The organism is Hydrogenophaga sp. OTU3427 (genome assembly GCF_038440225.1).
Lineage (GTDB): Bacteria > Pseudomonadota > Gammaproteobacteria > Burkholderiales > Burkholderiaceae_C > Hydrogenophaga.
This window is the reverse complement of record NZ_JASATI010000012.1, coordinates 58,650-75,724: the sequence shown is the minus strand read 5'-3', so window position 1 is coordinate 75,724 and position 17,075 is coordinate 58,650. Positions and strand designations below refer to the sequence as shown.

Below are 17,075 nucleotides of genomic sequence, written 5' to 3'. Positions count from 1 at the left end.
GCACCGTCGGATCAGAGATTCCCTTGGAGGAATCAAAAACCGAAATGCGGAAGGCCCTCCACACCAATCGTGTGGACAGCACGGTTCTCAGAACCTGTGGCGGAGGGAGAATTCGAGCGAATCCGGACCGTTGCTCGTGTTGTTCTTCGCCCAGGCCATGTCGGCAGTGGTTCGTTTGGAGAAGGCGTACGACGCTCCCAACGCGAACTTGGTGTCCTTGATGCCGATCTCGCCAACGGCGGCACCCTCGCGTCGTGCAGAGCCAATACCGGCTTTCAAGGTCACCGCGCCAACGGGCACCATGGCGGTGACGTTCCAGGCTTGGAACGCTTTGCCGAGTTTGACTGTGGTGTCAATCCGGCTGATACCGGCGCCGATCTTTGCCACGCCAAAATCGTAAGTGCCAGCGGCGGCGGTGATGTCGTCACCTTGGCGGTTTTGTTCAAATCCGACGCCGCCAGCGATGGGACCGCTCGAATATTGAGCCCAAAGGCTGGTCAGGTTCTTCCGGTTGTCGGTGTTGGAGCCCGTCGTCTGTCGCAAGCCGAACGTGCCGTACATCGTCACGCCACCGAAGTTCGGGCTCACGTAGTGGATGCCACTGGTGCGCGAAATCCCGGCGCCGTCGTTCTGATTTCGGTCTACCTGATAGTCGGCGCCCGATACACGTCCAGTCAGATTCATCATGCTGGCGTACGCGGTGGCGAGCCACGGATCGTTTTGGCCGTTCCACAGCCCCGCTGTGGCGCTCAATGCGCGCCCCATGCGGACGGAGCCAAAGGCGCCGGCGAGTCCGACGGTGGATTCGCCTTGGAACAGTGGGCGGTTGCCGACATAACCGTCAAAGCCACCGGTGGTCAGGTTGAAACGTTCGGCCAGAACAAAATGGGCTCTCAATCCACCGCCCAGATCTTCGGAGCCGATGAAGCGAATCTGGTTGGCTGGTCCAATGGAGACCATTTGGGGACGGGATCCTTCCGTTTTGACCACCGTTCCCATGACCGAGCCGTCAATGGTCACGGTGGACTGGGCCTGCGCGTGGACAGAAAGCAACGAGGTCACGGCCATCAAGGCAAGCTTGTGTGTTTTCATCTCTTGTCTCCAAAAAATTAATAATGGTGCGATTGAAGTTTCAAATATTGGATTGCACCTCTTCTGCCGCGTAGCCTGAAACCCATACATACGCGATCCGGATTCAAAGTCTGCCCAAGACGCGATGGCCTGCCTAATGCGCTGTTCCATCAACGCTATGCGCGCTGCTGATAACGATCGCCGACACATGGAAAACACGGACAGGAAGGCTGCCAAGCGATGTGCCTGATGGATGGCGCCGTGTGAGAAAAAGACATGAGCTGCGCATAACAGATTCGCAGCTTCTTTACCATTGCTAGGGATTCATATCGCTATGCATGGCGGGTGTGACCGATGTTGGTCTTTGCGCCAGGCGTGCGGCACACAATAGGCGTCCATCCGACCCATCACGACCTTTTCACATGATCAAATTCAGCGCGATGTATCCGAATCGACAAGGCGGACGTTTCGACCATGCCTACTATGAGAATGTGCACCTGCCCATGGTGAAAGACAAACTGGGTGCGCACTGTCTGCGCTATGAAATGGACAAACCGATCACCACGAGCGCCAGTCCACCCGCGTATGTGGCGGTTGCCCACATCTATTTCGAATCGATGGCGTCGTTCAAGGCGGGGTTTGCGCCATATGCCGCGGTGTTTCAAGCCGATACGACCAACTACACCGACATCACGCCCGTTGTGCAGTTCAGCGAGGTCACGGTCAGCGGCTAGGCACCGGCACCCGTCCCTCCCGCGCTTGATGCGCGGTTGTCGTCAGGGGTACATGGTCTCGATCTGAGGGGCGTGCTTTTGCTGGATGAGCTTGCGTTTGAGTTTGAGTTTCATGGTGGGGGTGAGTCCCTCGTCCGCGGCGCTGAGCTGGGTGTCCAGCAGCCAGAATTTCTTGATCTGCTCGACGCGGGCGAACTTCTTGTTGACGCGGTCGAGTGCCGCCTGGATCAGTTCCTGGGCCTCGGCCGACTTGGTCAGCGAGGCGCAGTTGCTGAACGGCATGCACCGTGCCCACGTCGCCGGTGTGCAACCGGCCGTCGGCGTCGAAGGTCTCGGCGGTCTTCTCGGGCTGTTTGAGGTAGCCCACGAAGACGTTGGGTCCGCGCACCAGGATCTCGCCGGTGGCCGGGCCGATGGAGACGGACCTCCGGATAGCAGCAGAAGATGCACAGCGCACTCGACGCGCTGGGCATTCACCAGCCGAATCGGGTGCTGCTGTCGAATTCGTACCAGTTGCTCAGGGAGATGCTCCTGTGTCGCGATTCGGTGGCCACTGGGCGTGGATCTGGCGTCCGGACTGGTCAAGAAGCTGCCGCTTCAACACCAGTTCAGCCGCACTTCCTATTACGCCTATGTGAAACGCGGCCGCGCGATGTCACCGGCCACCATCGCCTTCCGGGACCGGTTGGTGCAACTCGCAAAAACACGGCAGCCCGCCGGCTGAGGCCCGAGGCGGCATGCCGCCTGGATCACGCCGGTGCCATGGCCGTCAGCCTTACGATCCAGGCCTGGAATGCCTTCAGGGTGCGTCCGAGCGCCGCCTCGGCGCTGGGGTCGACGATGCGCCCCTGCGGGTCGAACGCCGTCCCGGAGTGGGGAATGACGCAGTCGGCGACGGTCAGCGGCAACATGCCCATGACGTTGAGGGTGGGCCGCAACGACATCTGGGCGCGGATGGTGCTTCCAATGCCAGGTGAGGCGCCCAGCATGGCCACCGGCTTGCCCATGGCGGTCGATCGACCTGCTGGGCGGGACATCCAGTCCAGCGCGTTCTTGATCACCCCGCTGGGACCGTGGTTGTATTCCGGCACGCACAGCAAGACGGCATCTGCCTGCGCGACCGCCTGGTGCAGGCGCGCGACGCTGTCGGGGAACGCGGGCGTCTCGAGGTCCTGGTTGAACAAGGGCAGGTCGCTGAGGTCATGAATCACGACCCGCATCTCGGGCGCGGCCATGCGCTGCGCGTTGAGCATCAACGCGTTGTGGATGGAGTGGCGGCGCAAGCTGCCCGACAGGCCGAGGACGTGGAGTGGTTTGCACATGGTGTTGGGTAGGTATGGGGTCCCGGTGAAGAAAGGGACAGGCCAGTTCGGTGCTCGTTGCGTCGAACCAGGCTGTTCACGGCGCGCAGGCAGTGTGCCCACCAGGTCTGTGATCGGCTAATGCCGCGACGGATGAGGGCTATGCGAATCAGGCATGGGTTGTGGACGCCGGTCAGCCATGCGCCGATGCAGAGGCGCTGCCAACTCATTGACACCGGTGGTTGTGGTGGCGCATCGGCGCAGGAGCAGTGGCTTTGTGTGTGGCTCTTATGTGGTGGATGCATAGCCCAATGTCCGATAGCCATTAGTCCGAGTGAAAACAGCTGACGACAATGGCCCCGAGGTTGACGCACCCATGCGCCCATTCAAAACCCAAAGGAGACCTTCATGGCCCCCAGCAGCCCTTTGCCTGCTCTCAAGCACATCCACCACATGGCATTCCGGTGCCGCGACGCGGAAGAGACGCGCCATTTCTACGAAGACATTCTGGGCTTGCCTCTGGCCGCTGCCATGCAGTTCGACGAAGTCGCGGACACCGGAACGGCGCTCACCTACATGCATCTCTTTTTTCAGATGGGAGATGACAACTTTGTCGCGTTCTTCGACGCTCCGCACTCCGCGACCGAGAAGCATTTCAAGAAGCGTTCTGGCTTCAACGTGCACATCGCCATCGAAACCGAGGACATGGCGGGGATGGAGCTCTATCGCCAGCGCTTGGTGGCCCATGGCATCGAGTGCATCGGGCCGCTCGATCACCACTTCGTGAAGTCCATCTATTTTTACGACCCGAACGGGCTGAACGTCGAAATCACGGTTCGCGCGCCGGACTACGACCAGATCATGACCGAAGAAAAGCGCAAGTCCGCCGAAGAGATGCGGGCCTGGACCGGTCGCATGAGGGCGCTCAAACAAGAGCGTGGCCTCCAGATCCCCGCGCAGGCCGCTGCGGTCCTCACATCCAACGCCTGAACGAGACATCGACACCCGCCATGCAGACCTACGAGTACGAACGTCGCCCGCTGCTGATCACCGCACGCAGCCACTCCAACATCAAGGAAACCTACGCCGGTCGCAACGACATGGTGGCCCTTGAGGTGCATCACCTGGTCCCGGTCAAACGGCCCTCGAAAACGGTGCTGGTCTTCATGCACCCGATCGGGGGAACGCAGTACCTGCCGATGATTTCCGGCATGGCCAAGTCGGGCGTTCACGTCATCAGCGCCAACAGCCGCTACCCTCGCAACGAATCGGCCTTGATCATGGAGAAGGTGGCGTTGGATCTGGGGGCCGTTGTGGCTTACGCGCGCGCCAAGCTGGGCTATGAGAATGTGGTTCTCGCGGGCTGGTCTGGCGGTGGATCGCTGTCGCTGTTCTATCAGTCGCAGGCCGAGAACCCCACCATCACCCACACGCCCGCTGGGGACCCGGTCGACCTGGTTGGCGCCGGGCTGAAACCGGCCGACGGCATCATGCTGCTGGCGGCCCATCGCAGCCGCAACAAGACGCTCACCGAATGGCTGGATCCCTCCATCACGGACGAAAGTCGTCCGCTGGAACGGGACCCTTCGCTGAACCTCTACGGCGTTGAAGTCCCCGAGCAAGCCCCCTTCAGCGCGGCATTCATCGAGCGTTACCGCGCGGCACAGATCGCCCGCAATCGCCGCATCACCGCCTGGGCGCAGAACCTGCTCGAGGATGCACGCCGCAAGGGGCGCAACAACTGGGAACACTGTTTTGTGGTGCATGGGACCATGGCCGAGCCAGCCTGGCTGGATGCCACGATCGAGCCCAGTGACCGCAAGCCGGGGGTGTGTTTCATGGGCGACCCGCGCATGGTCAATGACGCACCGGCCGGCCTGGGACGCTACTCATCCCTGCGCAGCTGGCTGTCTCAGTTCTCGTACGACCTGTCCCAAGCCGACGGCGTGCTCTGCGCCGCGCGCCTGTCGGTGCCGGCGCTGCTGATCGAGAACAGTGCCGACGATGGCTGCCTGCCCCACCACACCACGATGATGTACGACGCCTTGGCCAGCAAGGACAAGGAGAAGTACGTGGTCAAGGGCGCCAACCACTACTACTTTGACCAACCCGAGCTGTTGCGCGAAGCCATGGGCAAGGCCAACGAGTGGCTGGTGCGCAAGGGTTTCCTCCAGGCTTGAAGGCAGACGACATGACATTCGATCCCACCACCTACCAACACATCGCCCTGGAACGCCGGGAGGCTGTCCTGGTCGTGACGCTGAACCGTCCAGCGGCCCTCAACGCGATCCATTTCGAACTGCACACCGAGCTCTCACGCCTGTTTCGGGAGATTGCCCGGGACCGCTCCATCCGTGCGGTGGTGCTGACGGGCGCAGGGCGTGCATTCTGTGCTGGCGGAGACCTCAAGGCCTTTGTCAACCGCAGCGAGGATCAGCTGGATGACTTGTTCGATGAAGCCAAGACGCTGATCGGTGACATCCTGGACATGCCGCAACCCCTGATCTCTGCAATCAACGGGCCCGCCTATGGCCTCGGCGCGACATTGGCCCTGTTCGCGGATGTGAGCTATGCCTCGGAGCACGCCGTGATCGCCGACACCCACGTGGCGGCCGCGGTCGTCGCGGGCGACGGCGGCGTGATGATCTGGCCTTGGCTGGTCGGTGCGGCGCGCGCCAAGGAATTCCTCATGACGGGTGACCCGATCCAGGCGCAAGAGGCACACCGCATGGGCCTGATCAACCACTTGGTGCCCGCTGCGGAACTCATGGACCACGCGATCGCCATGGCAAGGCGGCTGGCGAGCGGGCCCAGTCAGGCGATTCAGGGCTCCAAGCTGGCCGTCAACGCCCTGCTTCGCTCCTCCGCCAATCTGGCGTTCGAGCTGAGCCTGGCGTTGGAAAAGACCTGCTTTCGCAGCGACGACCACCGCGAGGCCTTGGCAGCATTTGCTGAAAAGCGCCAACCCAACTACCGGTAGGACCAGACGGGACGACACACATGACGGGGCCCTTGACTGGATTCAAAGTGCTGGAGTTCGCTGGCTTGGGGCCAGCGCCCTTTTGCGGCATGGTGTTGGCCGACCTGGGCGCGGAGGTGGTCTGCATCGCCCGACCCGGCTCGTCGCCGGATGCCACGAACATCCTCTCGAGGGGGCGTCAGTGGGTACACCTCGACTTGCGTCAGCCGGAAGGGGTGGCCACCGCGTTGGACCTGGTGGCCCATGCCGACGCGCTGATCGAGGGCTTTCGACCGGGGGTGATGGAACGGCTGGGTCTGGGGCCCGATGACTGCCTCGCGCGTCAAACCCGCCTGGTCTATGGCCGCATGACGGGCTGGGGGCAGTTCGGCCCCCTGTCGCACGCGGCCGGTCACGACATCAACTACATCGCCATCAGTGGCGCGCTCCATGCCGTGGGGCGTGCGGGCGAACCCCCCGTGCCGCCCTTGAATTACGTGGGCGATTTCGGTGGTGGCGGCATGTTGCTGGCCGTGGGCCTGCTCGCGGCCTTGCTGGAGAGTCGGCGCTCGGGCGAGGGGCAGGTCATCGACGTTGCCATGACCGATGGTGCGGCACTGATGTCCGCCATGATGTATGGCTTCAAGGCGGCGGGCGAATGGAGCAACCAGCGGGGTGACAACCTGCTGGATGGCGGCGCCTTCTTCTACGACACCTACGCCTGTGCAGATGGCCGTCATGTGGCCGTGGGGGCGATCGAACCCCAGTTCTATGCCCAGCTGCGGCAACACTGTGGTCTGGCGAGCGATCCGGCCTTCGACGCCCAGATGGATCGCGGGCAATGGATCCCTTTGAAAGCGCGGCTGGCCGAAGTGCTGGCCACGCGGACCCGCGATCAATGGTGCGCCTTGCTCGAAGGCACCGACGCCTGTTTCGCGCCGGTACTGGATTGGGATGAGGCCCCTCGCCATCCCCACAACCTGGCCAGGCGGACCTTCTTCGAGGACCAGGGGATCGTTCAGCCATCGCCAGCGCCCCGATTCAGCCGTACTGTTCCCGGGCAGCCCAGGTCCGCACGGGTGGCTTCTGCAGGCGATATCCTGAGTCACTGGGTTCAAGGCGGTGCCCCATCAGGGCGTTGAATGTCCCGCGACCATCAGCGAACGCACCATGGACCAGGGCAGTCAGCACGCGCATTGGCCGCAGGCTAGAAACGCCCCCTGTTGGGGTGCGGCACCTGAGCCTGAGCCTGAGCCTGAGCCTGAGCCTGAGCCTGAGCCTGAGCCTGAGCCTTCCGGGTGGTCAACCCCTTCGTTGCCTGGCCACCCTAGGTCATCAGGCATGAGCCAACTTCTCAACCATACATTCATCAACGCTTTGCAGGCACAGGTGGCGCAACGACCTCCCCACGCGCCTCGTATTCTGAGCCGGTGAAGGCTGACCCAGCGATGGCGGCCTGTCAGGTGGCAAGCCTGCCGTCAAAAACATGGCATCCATATGTGTTTTGTGCATATCCCTAGGCCTCACTGACACGCGAAGCCGCCTTGCCTTGCTGGGTGGCATAGGCCGACAGGCGGTCCCGAAAGGCGATCGATGCGGCAGACATCGCCCGCCCTCGCTTGACGTAGGCCCAATAGGTGACCTTGGCAAATGGATGGTCCAGCGGCAGACGCTTGAGACCGCCCTGGCGCAGGTCCGCGCCGACGTATTCCAGCGGCAGAATGGCCAGTGCATCGTCGTCCAGCAGCATCTGCCGCAAGGCCTGATACGAGTTGCTCATCAACACCCGCTGCGGTTGCTCAAGTCCCATGGCAAGCAAGTCCTGTTGAAAGCGCCGCGTCCAGGCGCTGGCCCAGGTGGGCAACAACCAGAGGCATCGCTCCAGGTCACGGGGGCGGACCGTCGACTGGCTGGCCAGCGGGTGATGGGCGCCCACGACAAGGCCCACCTCGGATTCGGCCAGGGGCACGCCCAGCACGTCCTCGTCCACATTCTCCTCGGGTGGCTGGATGGACAAGTCGATGGAGCCACGAAGCAATCGCGACATCAGGTCGTCGGGCGGGGCCTCCACCAGCCCGATGTTGGTGTGCTCCTGTTCCTGGTAGGTGGCCATGATGGTCGGCATCACCAGCCACGACACCACGGAAGAGCTGGCGCCGATGCGCATGCTCATGCGTCCCGTCTGTTGGCGTTCGTGGATGTCGGCCACACAGCGCTGGAGTTCGCTCTGGACGTTGCGCGCATGGTGCAGCAGCGTTTCGCCATAAGGCGTCGGGACAACACCATTGGATGCGCGCTCGAACAAGGGCACACCTAACTCTCTTTCCAAGGTCTGAATGCTGCGCGACAGAGCGGGTTGCGAGATGTCACAACTGCGGGCGGCGGCGTTGATGGATCGGTGTTGCTCGATCTCAAGGCAGTTGAGCATGGCACCCAGATTCAGGTTGTGCAGATTCATCTTGTCTCCTCTTTGCTATAGCTTAACAGCATAACCAGCGCGAGCCTAGGCATTAGACACCGGGGGCATCGATGGGCAGACTCCTGCGCATCCATCGCTATCGGGGCCCAACAGCAATACGGCCCCAACCATCCGTCATGTACGTCGTCAACGCACTTCACCGCGCCGCCCAAATCAGCCCCAACCGGATCGCCACCGTTCACCAGGGGCGTGTGCGGACCTGGTCACAACTCAAGGACAGGGTGGCTCGCCTGGCCGCCACGCTTCAACAGATGGGGATCCAACGCGGCGAGCGTGTCGCCCTGCTGGGCTGGAACACCGACCATTACATGGAATGCCTGCTGGCCGTGCCATGGCTGGGCGCGGTGGTGGTGCCCATCAACACGCGGCTGGCCGTGCCGGAGGTGGTGCAGCAACTGGCCCATGCCGAGGTCCGCACACTGATCTACGACAAAAGCCTGTCTGGCTTCGTGGCCAAGGCGATCGAACAGTCGGGGCAGGGGTTGAGGCTGTTGAGCCTGGGGGGCGCAGACGACACGCTGCGTGCCCGCGACGCCGAGGCAGCGCTGAAGGAACAGGCGCCCATTCCGGACGCGAATCCGCAGCCTGACGACATGATGGGCATCTTTTATACGGGTGGCACAACCGGGGTGCCAAAGGGGGTTGTCGCAACCCACGCCAATCTGGCGCATCAGATCACATTGCATGCGGTGGACCTGGGTTGGTCCGCCGACACCCGCTACCTGCATGTCCTGCCACTCTTCCATCTGGGGGGGATGACCACCGCCTTCACGCTGGTGTCGCTCATGGGTTGCAGTCATTTCATGGAACGTTTTGACGCAGCGCAATGCCTCGAACGCCTGCACGACGAGCGCATCACCGCCGTGGCGCTGAGTCCGGTGAGCATCGGATGGATGCTCGATTCACCGCGCCTGGCCGAACTCGATCTGTCCATGCTGCGTGATCTGAGTTATGGCACGGCGCCGATCACCGAAGCGCTCTTGCGCCGTGCCGTTGAAAAGTTGCCGGCGGCACGGTTCACGCAGATTTATGGACAAACTGAAGTCACCGGAACGATCTCCGCGCTGAAACCGGAGGACCACACGCTGGACGGGAACCACATGGGACGCCTGCGATCCGCAGGCCGCGCCAGCGCCGGTGTGCAGGTCCAGGTGGTCGATGCCAGGGAGCAGCCCGTGCCACTGGGCGAATTGGGCGAGATTGTGGTGCGCAGCCCCGGGGTGATGAAGGGCTACCTGAACAACGATGAGCAGACCGCGCTGACCCTGGCCGGCGGTTGGCTGCACACGGGCGACATCGGCCGGTTGGACGCCGACGGCTTCTTGTTCGTCATGGATCGGAAGAAGGACATGATCGTCACCGGGGGCGAAAACGTGTATTCCTCCGAAGTGGAACAGGCCATTGCCTCCTGTCCAGGGGTGGCGCAAGTGGCGGTGTTCGGCGTGCCTGACGACACCTGGGGCGAGGCGGTTCATGCGGTCGTGGTCCCGGTGGCGGGCGGTGAACTGACCGTCGAGACCGTGGCCGCGCACTGCCGCCGTCTGATCGCGGGCTTCAAATGCCCCAAGGGCATAGAGCTGCGCCGCGAGCCCTTGCCGCTGTCGGGGGTCAACAAGGTTCAGAAACACCTCTTGCGCGAACCGTACTGGCGCGACCGTGCCCGCCGGGTGAATTGACCGGAACCCACCCCCTTCCTGGAACCGCTGGAGCAGCGATTGAAATGACCATCGAATTCAAACGATCCTGGGCAGATGAAGACATCGCCCTCTTCCGCGACAACGTCGCCCGTTTTGTCGAGAACGAAGTGCAGCGCCACGATGAAGCCGCGCGCAAGGCGGGGAACGTCGGGCTGGACGTCTGGCGCAAGGCAGGCGAACTGGGCCTGCTGTGCACCGACATTCCAGAAGCGTATGGGGGGGGCGGTGGGGATTTCCGCCACGAGGCGGTGATCCACGAAGAGCTCGCTCGCCGTGGCCTGACCGGCATGAACACCTCGGTGCACTCCATCGTCGCGCACTACCTGCTCAACCACGGAACCGAGGCACAGAAGCGCCACTATTTGCCACGCCTGGCGAGCGGCGAGCTGGTCGGGGCCATTGCCATGACGGAGCCGGGCGCCGGCTCAGATTTGCAGGGCATGCGCACACGCGCCGAGCTGAGCGGCGACCACTATGTCGTCAACGGGGCAAAAACATTCATCAGCAACGGGTTTCTAGCCGGCTTGATCATGCTGGTGGTCAAAACGGATCCCGGGCAGAGGTCCCGAGGCACGTCGATTCTCATTGTGGAGACGAAAGACCTGGCCGGTTTTCGGGTGGGTCGGGTCTTGGACAAGATGGGGCTGAAAGCGCAGGACACGTCCGAGCTGTTCTTTGACGATGTCCAGGTTCCACGGGATCGCCTGCTGGGGGGTGTCGAGGGCCAGGGCTTCTATCAGATGATGTCCGATTTGCCCTACGAACGGCTGTTCATCGGCGTGACCGCGTTGGCCTGCATGGAGGGCGCCTATGCGTCCACCGTTGCCCACGTTCGAGATCGAAAGGCGTTCGGTCGCGCCATAGCCGAGTTCCAGAACACCAAGTTCAAGTTGGCGGAAATCGCCACCCAGATCCAGGTCGGGCGGGCCTTCATCGACCAATGTATCGCTCAGCAACTCCGGGGCGAACTCGACACGGTGACGGCCTCCATGGCCAAGCTGTGGGCGTCTGAGGCCCAGGGACGGGTCGTCGACGAATGTGTCCAGCTCTTCGGTGGCTATGGCTACATGAACGAATACCTGGTGGCTCGCATGTACACCGATGCGCGCATCCAGCGCATTTTTGGCGGCACCAACGAGATCATGAAAGAAGTCATCTCGCGAGCGATCTGAGTCAACGGGCGCTCGCATCCCCTGGCATCACCACCGCGGAAAACGCCAAGCATGAACACGACAGACATCAACACCCTCGCTGACCGCTTCTTCCAGGCCATCGAAGCCAAGGACCTGGCAGGCCTGCGCGCCTGCTACCACGACGACACCACGGTCTGGCACAACTTCGACGATCACGCCCAGAGCGTGGACGACAACGTCGCCTTGCTCGGCCGTTTGTGTCGATTCGCCACCAGTCTTCGCTACACCGAAGTCGAGCGGATCACGTATGACGGTGGTTTTGTTCAGCGCCACGTGCTGGTGGTCCAGGTGGGCGATCGCAGCGTGCGCATCCCCGCCTGTCTGGTCGCACAGACCCTGGCTGGGCGCATCCACCGCATCTTCGAATACCTGGATTCCGCCCACCGAACCGCCTTGTACGCGGGTGCCGGGTCGTGACCCTGGCCCCTTCGCGGTCGCGGCGCTGGCGACCGGCAACTGAGGTCATAGCCTGACTGCATAGCCCTGCGCCGTACCGACATTAGCCAAGCTGGTGCCCGATCGGAATACTCCGTGGCGCTGGTGGCGAGGGTGCAGACGCAGCACTTGGGGTCGCAACGGATTTCAATGCATAACCATTCAACAGGAGACACGCGTGAAAAGAAGAACACTCATCCAGGCCGGCATGGCCGCCTTGCCCGTCGTGGGGACGAAAGCCTGGTCACAAAGCTACCCGAACCGACCCATTCGCCTGATCAATCCATTCCCGGCAGGGGGAACGACCGACATCATTGCCCGCAAGCTCGCTGAATTGCTGGCGCCGCGCCTAGGGCAACCGGTCATCGTGGAGAACAAGGCCGGCGCCAACGGGGCAATCGGGACGGCCGAAGTGGCGCGCGCCGCCCCGGATGGCTACACCCTGGGCGTCGCGATCGCCGACTCCGTGATCAGTGTCGCGTCCCTGGTCAAGAACCCGGGGTACGACGTCCGCAAGGACCTCACCCCACTGTTCCAAGTGATGGAGGCGCAGACCGTGCTGTTCTCCAGCCGCAAGCTGGGTGTGAAGAACATGCAGGAACTGATCCAGGCAGCCAAGGCCAATCCCGGGCAAATCACCTTCGGCTCCTGGGGAACCGGCACCACCGTGCACCAGATCATGGTGGCACTGGAGCAGTATGCGGGTGTGTCATTCCTCCACGTTCCCTACAAGGGCATGGCGCCGGTGCTGCAGGACATCGTGGGCAACACCGTGAACATCACGGTCGGACCGCCGTCGCTCGTGACCCAGTACGTGCAGCAGGGCACCATTTATCCGCTGGCTATCCAGGGATCGATGCGCAACAGCGTTGTCCCAGATGTGCCGACGTACAAGGAGCAAGGCATCACGTCGCCATTTCTCCAGTTGATGTTCTGGGTCGGTCTGGTGGCGCCCAAGGGCCTTCCTCCCGAGCTTCAAAAACGTTGGGTCGACACGCTCACCGAGGTCTGCCGAACGCCCGAGTATGAAAAGTTTCTGGCGACCGGTATTGGCGGCGCGCGTGCCGCCCTGAAGGGACCCAGTGAATTCGCGCGTGACATTGCCATCGAGTTCACCATGACCAACGACTTGCTGCGCAGCATGGGCGTGGTGCCTCAGTGAGTGTCTGAGCGATGCGATTGAAATCGAAGGTGATGATCGTCACCGGCGGCGCCGGCGGTATTGGCTTGGAAACGGCCAGACATGCGCTGCGCGAAGGCGCGCAGGTGGTTCTGGCCGACCTGCCCACCAGCGACGGAGCCGAGCGGACCGCCAAACTGGATGGCTTGCCCCATGGAAGCTGTGTGTTCTTGCCCGTGGACGTGACATCGACGGCACAGGTCGATCTGCTGGTGGAGCAGACGGTGGCCCGCTTCGGGCGGCTGGATGTGGTGTTTTCGAATGCCGGCATCGGTGGCTACGGCAGCGCGGAGAGCGCGTGTGATGACGACTTTCGGCGCGTGTTGGACGTCAATCTTCATGGTGTTTTCCGACTGGCGAGGGCCGCGCTGCGCCAGATGTACCGGCAAGGTTCGGGCAACATCATCAACTGCGCATCGATTTTGGGGCGATTCGGTCAAACCAATGGCTCGGCGTACAGTGCGTCCAAAGGCGCGGTGCTCAACCTGACCCGCACCTTGGCGCTCGAAGCCGCCCCCCACGGCGTGCGGGTCAACACCGTCAGCCCTGGCTACACCGACACGCCCATCCTGGCCAAACTTCCAGCCAAGGTGCGCCAGAAGCTCGTGGAACTGCACCCGCTGGGCCGGTTCGGCCGACCCGAAGAGGTGGCGAATGCGGTGATTTTCCTGGCCAGCGACGAAGCCAGTTTCATCACCGGGTCTGATCTGGTGGTGGACGGCGGCTACGCTGCCGGCAAGTCCTGACGGGTGTCAAGAATGGGCTGCCGAGGGCGTTTGCCCGGCGGCTCGGCGTGTCGGGGCGAACACGCTGGTGCCCAGCCACCGCCACAGGTCGGCGGCGTCGCGCTTGGCCCCGTCTACCCGGATCTCACGCGATGCGAGCGCCTGCTCAGGCGTGCGGTCACCTGTCCACACTTCGGTCAAGGCGCGGACCGAGGCGTCCACCACCAGCGTCAGCTCGCGGCCTGGGTCGTCGCGGCACAGGTCGGCCACCCCGTCTTCCACGACAAGCCACCACGCGCGTTCGCGCTCCCTCGCGTCGCGGAACTGAAAATGGATGACCACGGCCCTGGGCGGAAACGCCGGCAGGCACGCGAAACGGCGCATGTCCCACATGAGCAGGCCCGCATCCAGCTCATCGTCGCGCAGGCGGCTGCCAATCCACCGCGCGCCCCAGTGGCCAATGGCCATGACGATGGGCCGAAGTTCTTCTCCCGCCTCGGTGAGTCGATATTCCCAGACCTTGCCGACCGCGTCGCGGCGCACGACACCAAATTCCTCTAGGCGGTGCAGCCGCTGCGCCAGCAGGCTGGTGGACATGCGCGGCACGCCGCGATGCAGGTCGTTGAAGCGTTTGCTCCCGCACAGCAGCTCGCGCACCACCAACGGGGTCCATCGCTCGCACAAGACCTCGGCCCCCCTGGCCACGGTGCAGAACTGACCGTAGGTGTTTTCCATCGCGTGGTCTCCAGAACGCAAACGCTTCAGATTCTGGACTGGTCAGCGCACCGTGTCACGCGCACACTGTCCCTGTCGGGCAACCCCTGCCCAAGAAGGACACCATGACGACGATCGCCATCATTCAGCACCCTCCGGTGTTGCTCGACCGTGCCGCCACCATCGAACGGGCCGTGTCATGGGTGGCCGAAGCGGCAGCGTCAGGGGCATCCTTGATCGTATTTCCCGAGTCCTTCATTCCAGGCTACCCGTCCTGGATCTGGCGTCTGGCGGCCGGACGGGACGGCGCCATCCTGGGGCAACTGCACGCACGCTTGCTTGCCAACGCAATCGATGTCGGGCGCGGTGACCTGACGGAACTGTATGAAGCCGCGCGCGTCCACAAGGTGACGATCGTCTGTGGCATCAACGAACGGGACCTGGACCATGGCGGTGGAACGCTCTACAACACCGTCGTCACCATCGGTGCCGATGGCGTGTTGTTGAACCGGCACCGCAAGCTGATGCCCACCAACCCCGAGCGCATGGTCCATGGCCTGGGTGATGCGTCCGGCTTGCGTGTGGTCGACTCGCCCGTGGGCAGGATCGGCGGCCTCATTTGCTGGGAGAACTACATGCCACTGGCACGTTATGCGCTCTATGCCCAGGGGGTGGAGGTCTACGTGGCACCCACTTACGACAGCGGCGACGCCTGGATCGGCACGATGCGCCATATCGCGCTCGAAGGTCGTTGCTGGGTGCTCGGCAGTGGCACGGCGCTGCGCGCCAGCGACATTCCACAGGACTTCCCGGCCCGCGAGGCATTGTTCCCCGATCCGCAGGAGTGGGTCAACGACGGCGATTCGGTGGTGATCGACCCCACGGGAAAGACCGTCGCGGGGCCCATGCGCCGCGAGACCGGCGTGCTGTATGCGGAGATCGACATCGCGCGCGTGGCGCCTTCACGCCGGACGCTCGACGTCACCGGGCACTACGCGCGCCCGGACATCTTCGAGTTGCAGGTCCGCCGCACGCCGGTGGCGCCTGTTCGCTACGTTGACGCCTGAGAGCCTGTTCATGATCTGAACGTTGCGCGCCAGGCTGGCGTTGGCAACTGCCGGCAAGGCCTTGTTTTCCATCACGTTTCTTGGAGGTGACCCATGACACTCAAGCTCGCGCGCCTGGACGGCGGAACCGTGGACCTGTCGCCGGAGGACCTGCAGTCGTTCAAGGCCACGTTCAAAGGTGCTGTGCTGACCGCGGACGATGCGGAATACGAGGTGTCGCGCCAGGTCTGGAACGCGATGATCGATCGCCGCCCTGGGCTGGTGGCCCGCTGCACCGGCACGGTGGATGTCGTGCAGGCCGTCAGGTTCGCACGCCAGCATGGGCTGCTCAGCTCCGTGCGGGGCGGCGGCCACAACATCGCCGGGCTGGCGGTCTGCGAAGGTGGCCTGATGATCGACATGTCGCTGCTGCGGGGTGTCTGGGTCGACCCGGTGGGCCGAACGGCGCGCGCGCAGGCCGGCTGCACGCTGGGCGACGTGGACCGAGAGACCCAGTTGCATGGACTTGCCGCCGTGTTGGGCTTTGTGTCTGCGACCGGCATCGCGGGGCTCACCGTTGGTGGCGGATTTGGCTACCTCACGCGACGCCATGGCTGGACCTGCGACAACCTGGTCTCGATGGACGTGGTCACCGCCGATGGCCAGGTCTTGCGCGTGGCTGCGGACGAGAACGAGGACCTGTTCTGGGCGTTGCGGGGTGGCGGTGGCAATTTCGGCATCGTCACGTCCTTTGAGTACAGGCTCTTTCCCGTGGGCCCCGACATCCTGGGTGGCGCGATCGCCTGGCGCGGCACCGACGCCCATGAGGTCCTTGAGGCCTACCGTTCGTTCAGCGCCGGGGCCCCACTCGATTTGACCAGCGTGGCGGTGCTGCGGCGCGCGCCGCCAGCGCCCTGGCTTCCGAAGGAAGTGCATGGTGAACCGATCATCGCCCTCTTCGTCTGCCACGCCGGCAAGATCGAAGACGGTGAAGCCCTTCTCGCGCCACTGCGGGGTTTCGGCCGGCCGGTGGCCGACACCATCGGCCGTCGGCCCTACACACAGATGCAAAGCCTGCTGGATGCCACCCAGCCCAAGGGCCGGCGCTACTACTGGAAGTCACACTACCTGCCAGGCATCGACCGCCAGACCATGGATCTGGCCGTGACGCACGCGGGCAGGATCCGGTCGCCCCATTCGGCCATCCTCCTGTTCCAGATCCAAGGTGCGCTGGGCGAGCTGCCTGCTGGACATTCGCCGGCGGGAAATCGCGACGCGGCCTATGTGCTGAACATAGCGGGCTCCTGGGAAAAGCCGGCCGACGACGCGATCAACATCCAGTGGGCGCGCGACTGCTTCGAGGCGACACGCCCGTGCTCGACCGGCGGGGCCTACATCAACTTCCAGACCGAGGACGAGGGGCAGGACCGCATCGAGGCCGCGTACGGCCGCTCCAACCTGGACCGGCTCGCGGCGCTCAAGCGCAAGTACGACCCCGACAACGTCTTCTCCCACACCAAAAGCGTCACGGGCTGACGCGG

At 63.4% G+C, this 17,075-nt stretch carries 17 protein-coding genes and 1 pseudogene; 13 read left to right on the top strand and 5 right to left on the bottom strand.

The genetic code is table 11. The features are described 5' to 3' along the window. Positions 1-87: 87 nt before the first annotated feature. Positions 88-1,092: a porin gene (locus AAHB17_RS09710; protein ID WP_342130344.1), complete on the bottom strand. Its 1,005-nt coding sequence runs from the start codon at positions 1,090-1,092 to the stop codon at positions 88-90. A gap of 401 nt (positions 1,093-1,493) precedes the next feature. Between AAHB17_RS09710 and AAHB17_RS09705 the strand changes: the two genes are divergently transcribed. Then, positions 1,494-1,805 carry an EthD family reductase gene (locus tag AAHB17_RS09705; protein ID WP_342130343.1) on the top strand — a complete coding sequence of 104 codons (312 nt, stop codon included), beginning with the start codon at positions 1,494-1,496 and terminating at the stop codon, positions 1,803-1,805. Between the two features lie 42 nt (positions 1,806-1,847). Here AAHB17_RS09705 and AAHB17_RS09700 read toward each other — a convergent pair. Beyond that, positions 1,848-2,274 (bottom strand): annotated as a pseudogene (locus AAHB17_RS09700) (hypothetical protein); the annotation flags it as partial. Between the two features lie 90 nt (positions 2,275-2,364). Here AAHB17_RS09700 and AAHB17_RS09695 point away from each other — a divergent pair. After that, a complete protein-coding gene (locus AAHB17_RS09695) occupies positions 2,365-2,529 on the top strand; it encodes a hypothetical protein (RefSeq protein ID WP_342130342.1) in 165 nt (54 codons plus the stop codon). A 25-nt stretch (positions 2,530-2,554) separates the two neighbouring features. On the opposite strand, the gene AAHB17_RS09690 is transcribed toward AAHB17_RS09695, so the two are convergent. Continuing rightward, positions 2,555-3,127 carry an NADPH-dependent FMN reductase gene (locus tag AAHB17_RS09690; protein ID WP_342130341.1) on the bottom strand — a complete coding sequence of 191 codons (573 nt, stop codon included), beginning with the start codon at positions 3,125-3,127 and terminating at the stop codon, positions 2,555-2,557. Between the two features lie 387 nt (positions 3,128-3,514). On the opposite strand from AAHB17_RS09690, the gene AAHB17_RS09685 reads away from it, so the two are divergent. Genes AAHB17_RS09685 through AAHB17_RS09670 form a run of 4 tightly spaced genes read left to right on the top strand, consistent with a single transcriptional unit; the run spans position 3,515 to position 7,207 of the window. Next, positions 3,515-4,096 carry a VOC family protein gene (locus tag AAHB17_RS09685; protein WP_342130340.1) on the top strand — a complete coding sequence of 194 codons (582 nt, stop codon included), beginning with the start codon at positions 3,515-3,517 and terminating at the stop codon, positions 4,094-4,096. 20 nt (positions 4,097-4,116) lie between these two features. Then, the gene (locus tag AAHB17_RS09680; protein WP_342130339.1) at positions 4,117-5,286 is read left to right on the top strand and encodes an alpha/beta hydrolase; all 1,170 of its coding nucleotides are present in this window, start codon (positions 4,117-4,119) and stop codon (positions 5,284-5,286) included. An 11-nt stretch (positions 5,287-5,297) separates the two neighbouring features. Beyond that, a complete protein-coding gene (locus AAHB17_RS09675; RefSeq protein WP_342130338.1) occupies positions 5,298-6,086 on the top strand; it encodes an enoyl-CoA hydratase/isomerase family protein in 789 nt (262 codons plus the stop codon). A gap of 20 nt (positions 6,087-6,106) precedes the next feature. Further along, positions 6,107-7,207, top strand: coding sequence for a CaiB/BaiF CoA transferase family protein (locus AAHB17_RS09670; protein WP_342130337.1), 1,101 nt, complete (start codon positions 6,107-6,109; stop codon positions 7,205-7,207). Between the two features lie 374 nt (positions 7,208-7,581). Here AAHB17_RS09670 and AAHB17_RS09665 read toward each other — a convergent pair whose 3' ends face one another. After that, positions 7,582-8,523 carry a LysR family transcriptional regulator gene (locus AAHB17_RS09665; RefSeq protein ID WP_342130336.1) on the bottom strand — a complete coding sequence of 314 codons (942 nt, stop codon included), beginning with the start codon at positions 8,521-8,523 and terminating at the stop codon, positions 7,582-7,584. A 137-nt stretch (positions 8,524-8,660) separates the two neighbouring features. Between AAHB17_RS09665 and AAHB17_RS09660 the strand changes: the two genes are divergently transcribed. The 5 genes from AAHB17_RS09660 (at position 8,661) to AAHB17_RS09640 (ending at position 13,795) form a co-directional block, all read left to right on the top strand. Beyond that, the gene (locus AAHB17_RS09660) at positions 8,661-10,220 is read left to right on the top strand and encodes an AMP-binding protein (protein ID WP_342130335.1); all 1,560 of its coding nucleotides are present in this window, start codon (positions 8,661-8,663) and stop codon (positions 10,218-10,220) included. Positions 10,221-10,264: 44 nt separating this feature from the next. Further along, the gene (locus AAHB17_RS09655; RefSeq protein WP_342130334.1) at positions 10,265-11,413 is read left to right on the top strand and encodes an acyl-CoA dehydrogenase family protein; all 1,149 of its coding nucleotides are present in this window, start codon (positions 10,265-10,267) and stop codon (positions 11,411-11,413) included. A gap of 51 nt (positions 11,414-11,464) precedes the next feature. After that, positions 11,465-11,851: a nuclear transport factor 2 family protein gene (locus tag AAHB17_RS09650; RefSeq protein WP_342130333.1), complete on the top strand. Its 387-nt coding sequence runs from the start codon at positions 11,465-11,467 to the stop codon at positions 11,849-11,851. Between the two features lie 196 nt (positions 11,852-12,047). After that, a complete protein-coding gene (locus AAHB17_RS09645; RefSeq protein ID WP_342130332.1) occupies positions 12,048-13,031 on the top strand; it encodes a Bug family tripartite tricarboxylate transporter substrate binding protein in 984 nt (327 codons plus the stop codon). 11 nt (positions 13,032-13,042) lie between these two features. Further along, positions 13,043-13,795 carry an SDR family NAD(P)-dependent oxidoreductase gene (locus AAHB17_RS09640; protein ID WP_342130331.1) on the top strand — a complete coding sequence of 251 codons (753 nt, stop codon included), beginning with the start codon at positions 13,043-13,045 and terminating at the stop codon, positions 13,793-13,795. Between the two features lie 6 nt (positions 13,796-13,801). On the opposite strand, the gene AAHB17_RS09635 is transcribed toward AAHB17_RS09640, so the two are convergent. After that, complete coding sequence (locus tag AAHB17_RS09635; protein ID WP_342130330.1) at positions 13,802-14,509, bottom strand: helix-turn-helix domain-containing protein; 708 nt, start codon at positions 14,507-14,509, stop codon at positions 13,802-13,804. Between the two features lie 104 nt (positions 14,510-14,613). On the opposite strand from AAHB17_RS09635, the gene AAHB17_RS09630 reads away from it, so the two are divergent. Both AAHB17_RS09630 and AAHB17_RS09625 read left to right on the top strand, forming a co-directional pair. After that, positions 14,614-15,555, top strand: a complete 942-nt coding sequence (locus AAHB17_RS09630; RefSeq protein ID WP_342130329.1) for a carbon-nitrogen hydrolase family protein — start codon at positions 14,614-14,616, stop codon at positions 15,553-15,555. Positions 15,556-15,648: 93 nt separating this feature from the next. Then, a complete protein-coding gene (locus tag AAHB17_RS09625; protein WP_342130328.1) occupies positions 15,649-17,070 on the top strand; it encodes an FAD-binding oxidoreductase in 1,422 nt (473 codons plus the stop codon). The last annotated feature ends 5 nt before the right edge of the window (positions 17,071-17,075 follow it).

Coding starts and splice junctions, on each gene's coding strand:
- AAHB17_RS09690 (WP_342130341.1), bottom strand. CDS start 3,127: ATGTGCAAACCACTCCACGTCCTCGGCCTGTCGGGCAGCTTGCGCCGC.
- AAHB17_RS09650 (WP_342130333.1), top strand. CDS start 11,465: ATGAACACGACAGACATCAACACCCTCGCTGACCGCTTCTTCCAGGCC.
- AAHB17_RS09665 (WP_342130336.1), bottom strand. CDS start 8,523: ATGAATCTGCACAACCTGAATCTGGGTGCCATGCTCAACTGCCTTGAG.
- AAHB17_RS09670 (WP_342130337.1), top strand. CDS start 6,107: ATGACGGGGCCCTTGACTGGATTCAAAGTGCTGGAGTTCGCTGGCTTG.
- AAHB17_RS09680 (WP_342130339.1), top strand. CDS start 4,117: ATGCAGACCTACGAGTACGAACGTCGCCCGCTGCTGATCACCGCACGC.
- AAHB17_RS09630 (WP_342130329.1), top strand. CDS start 14,614: ATGACGACGATCGCCATCATTCAGCACCCTCCGGTGTTGCTCGACCGT.
- AAHB17_RS09655 (WP_342130334.1), top strand. CDS start 10,265: ATGACCATCGAATTCAAACGATCCTGGGCAGATGAAGACATCGCCCTC.
- AAHB17_RS09635 (WP_342130330.1), bottom strand. CDS start 14,509: ATGGAAAACACCTACGGTCAGTTCTGCACCGTGGCCAGGGGGGCCGAG.
- AAHB17_RS09710 (WP_342130344.1), bottom strand. CDS start 1,092: ATGAAAACACACAAGCTTGCCTTGATGGCCGTGACCTCGTTGCTTTCT.
- AAHB17_RS09675 (WP_342130338.1), top strand. CDS start 5,298: ATGACATTCGATCCCACCACCTACCAACACATCGCCCTGGAACGCCGG.
- AAHB17_RS09625 (WP_342130328.1), top strand. CDS start 15,649: ATGACACTCAAGCTCGCGCGCCTGGACGGCGGAACCGTGGACCTGTCG.
- AAHB17_RS09685 (WP_342130340.1), top strand. CDS start 3,515: ATGGCCCCCAGCAGCCCTTTGCCTGCTCTCAAGCACATCCACCACATG.
- AAHB17_RS09660 (WP_342130335.1), top strand. CDS start 8,661: ATGTACGTCGTCAACGCACTTCACCGCGCCGCCCAAATCAGCCCCAAC.
- AAHB17_RS09640 (WP_342130331.1), top strand. CDS start 13,043: ATGCGATTGAAATCGAAGGTGATGATCGTCACCGGCGGCGCCGGCGGT.
- AAHB17_RS09705 (WP_342130343.1), top strand. CDS start 1,494: ATGATCAAATTCAGCGCGATGTATCCGAATCGACAAGGCGGACGTTTC.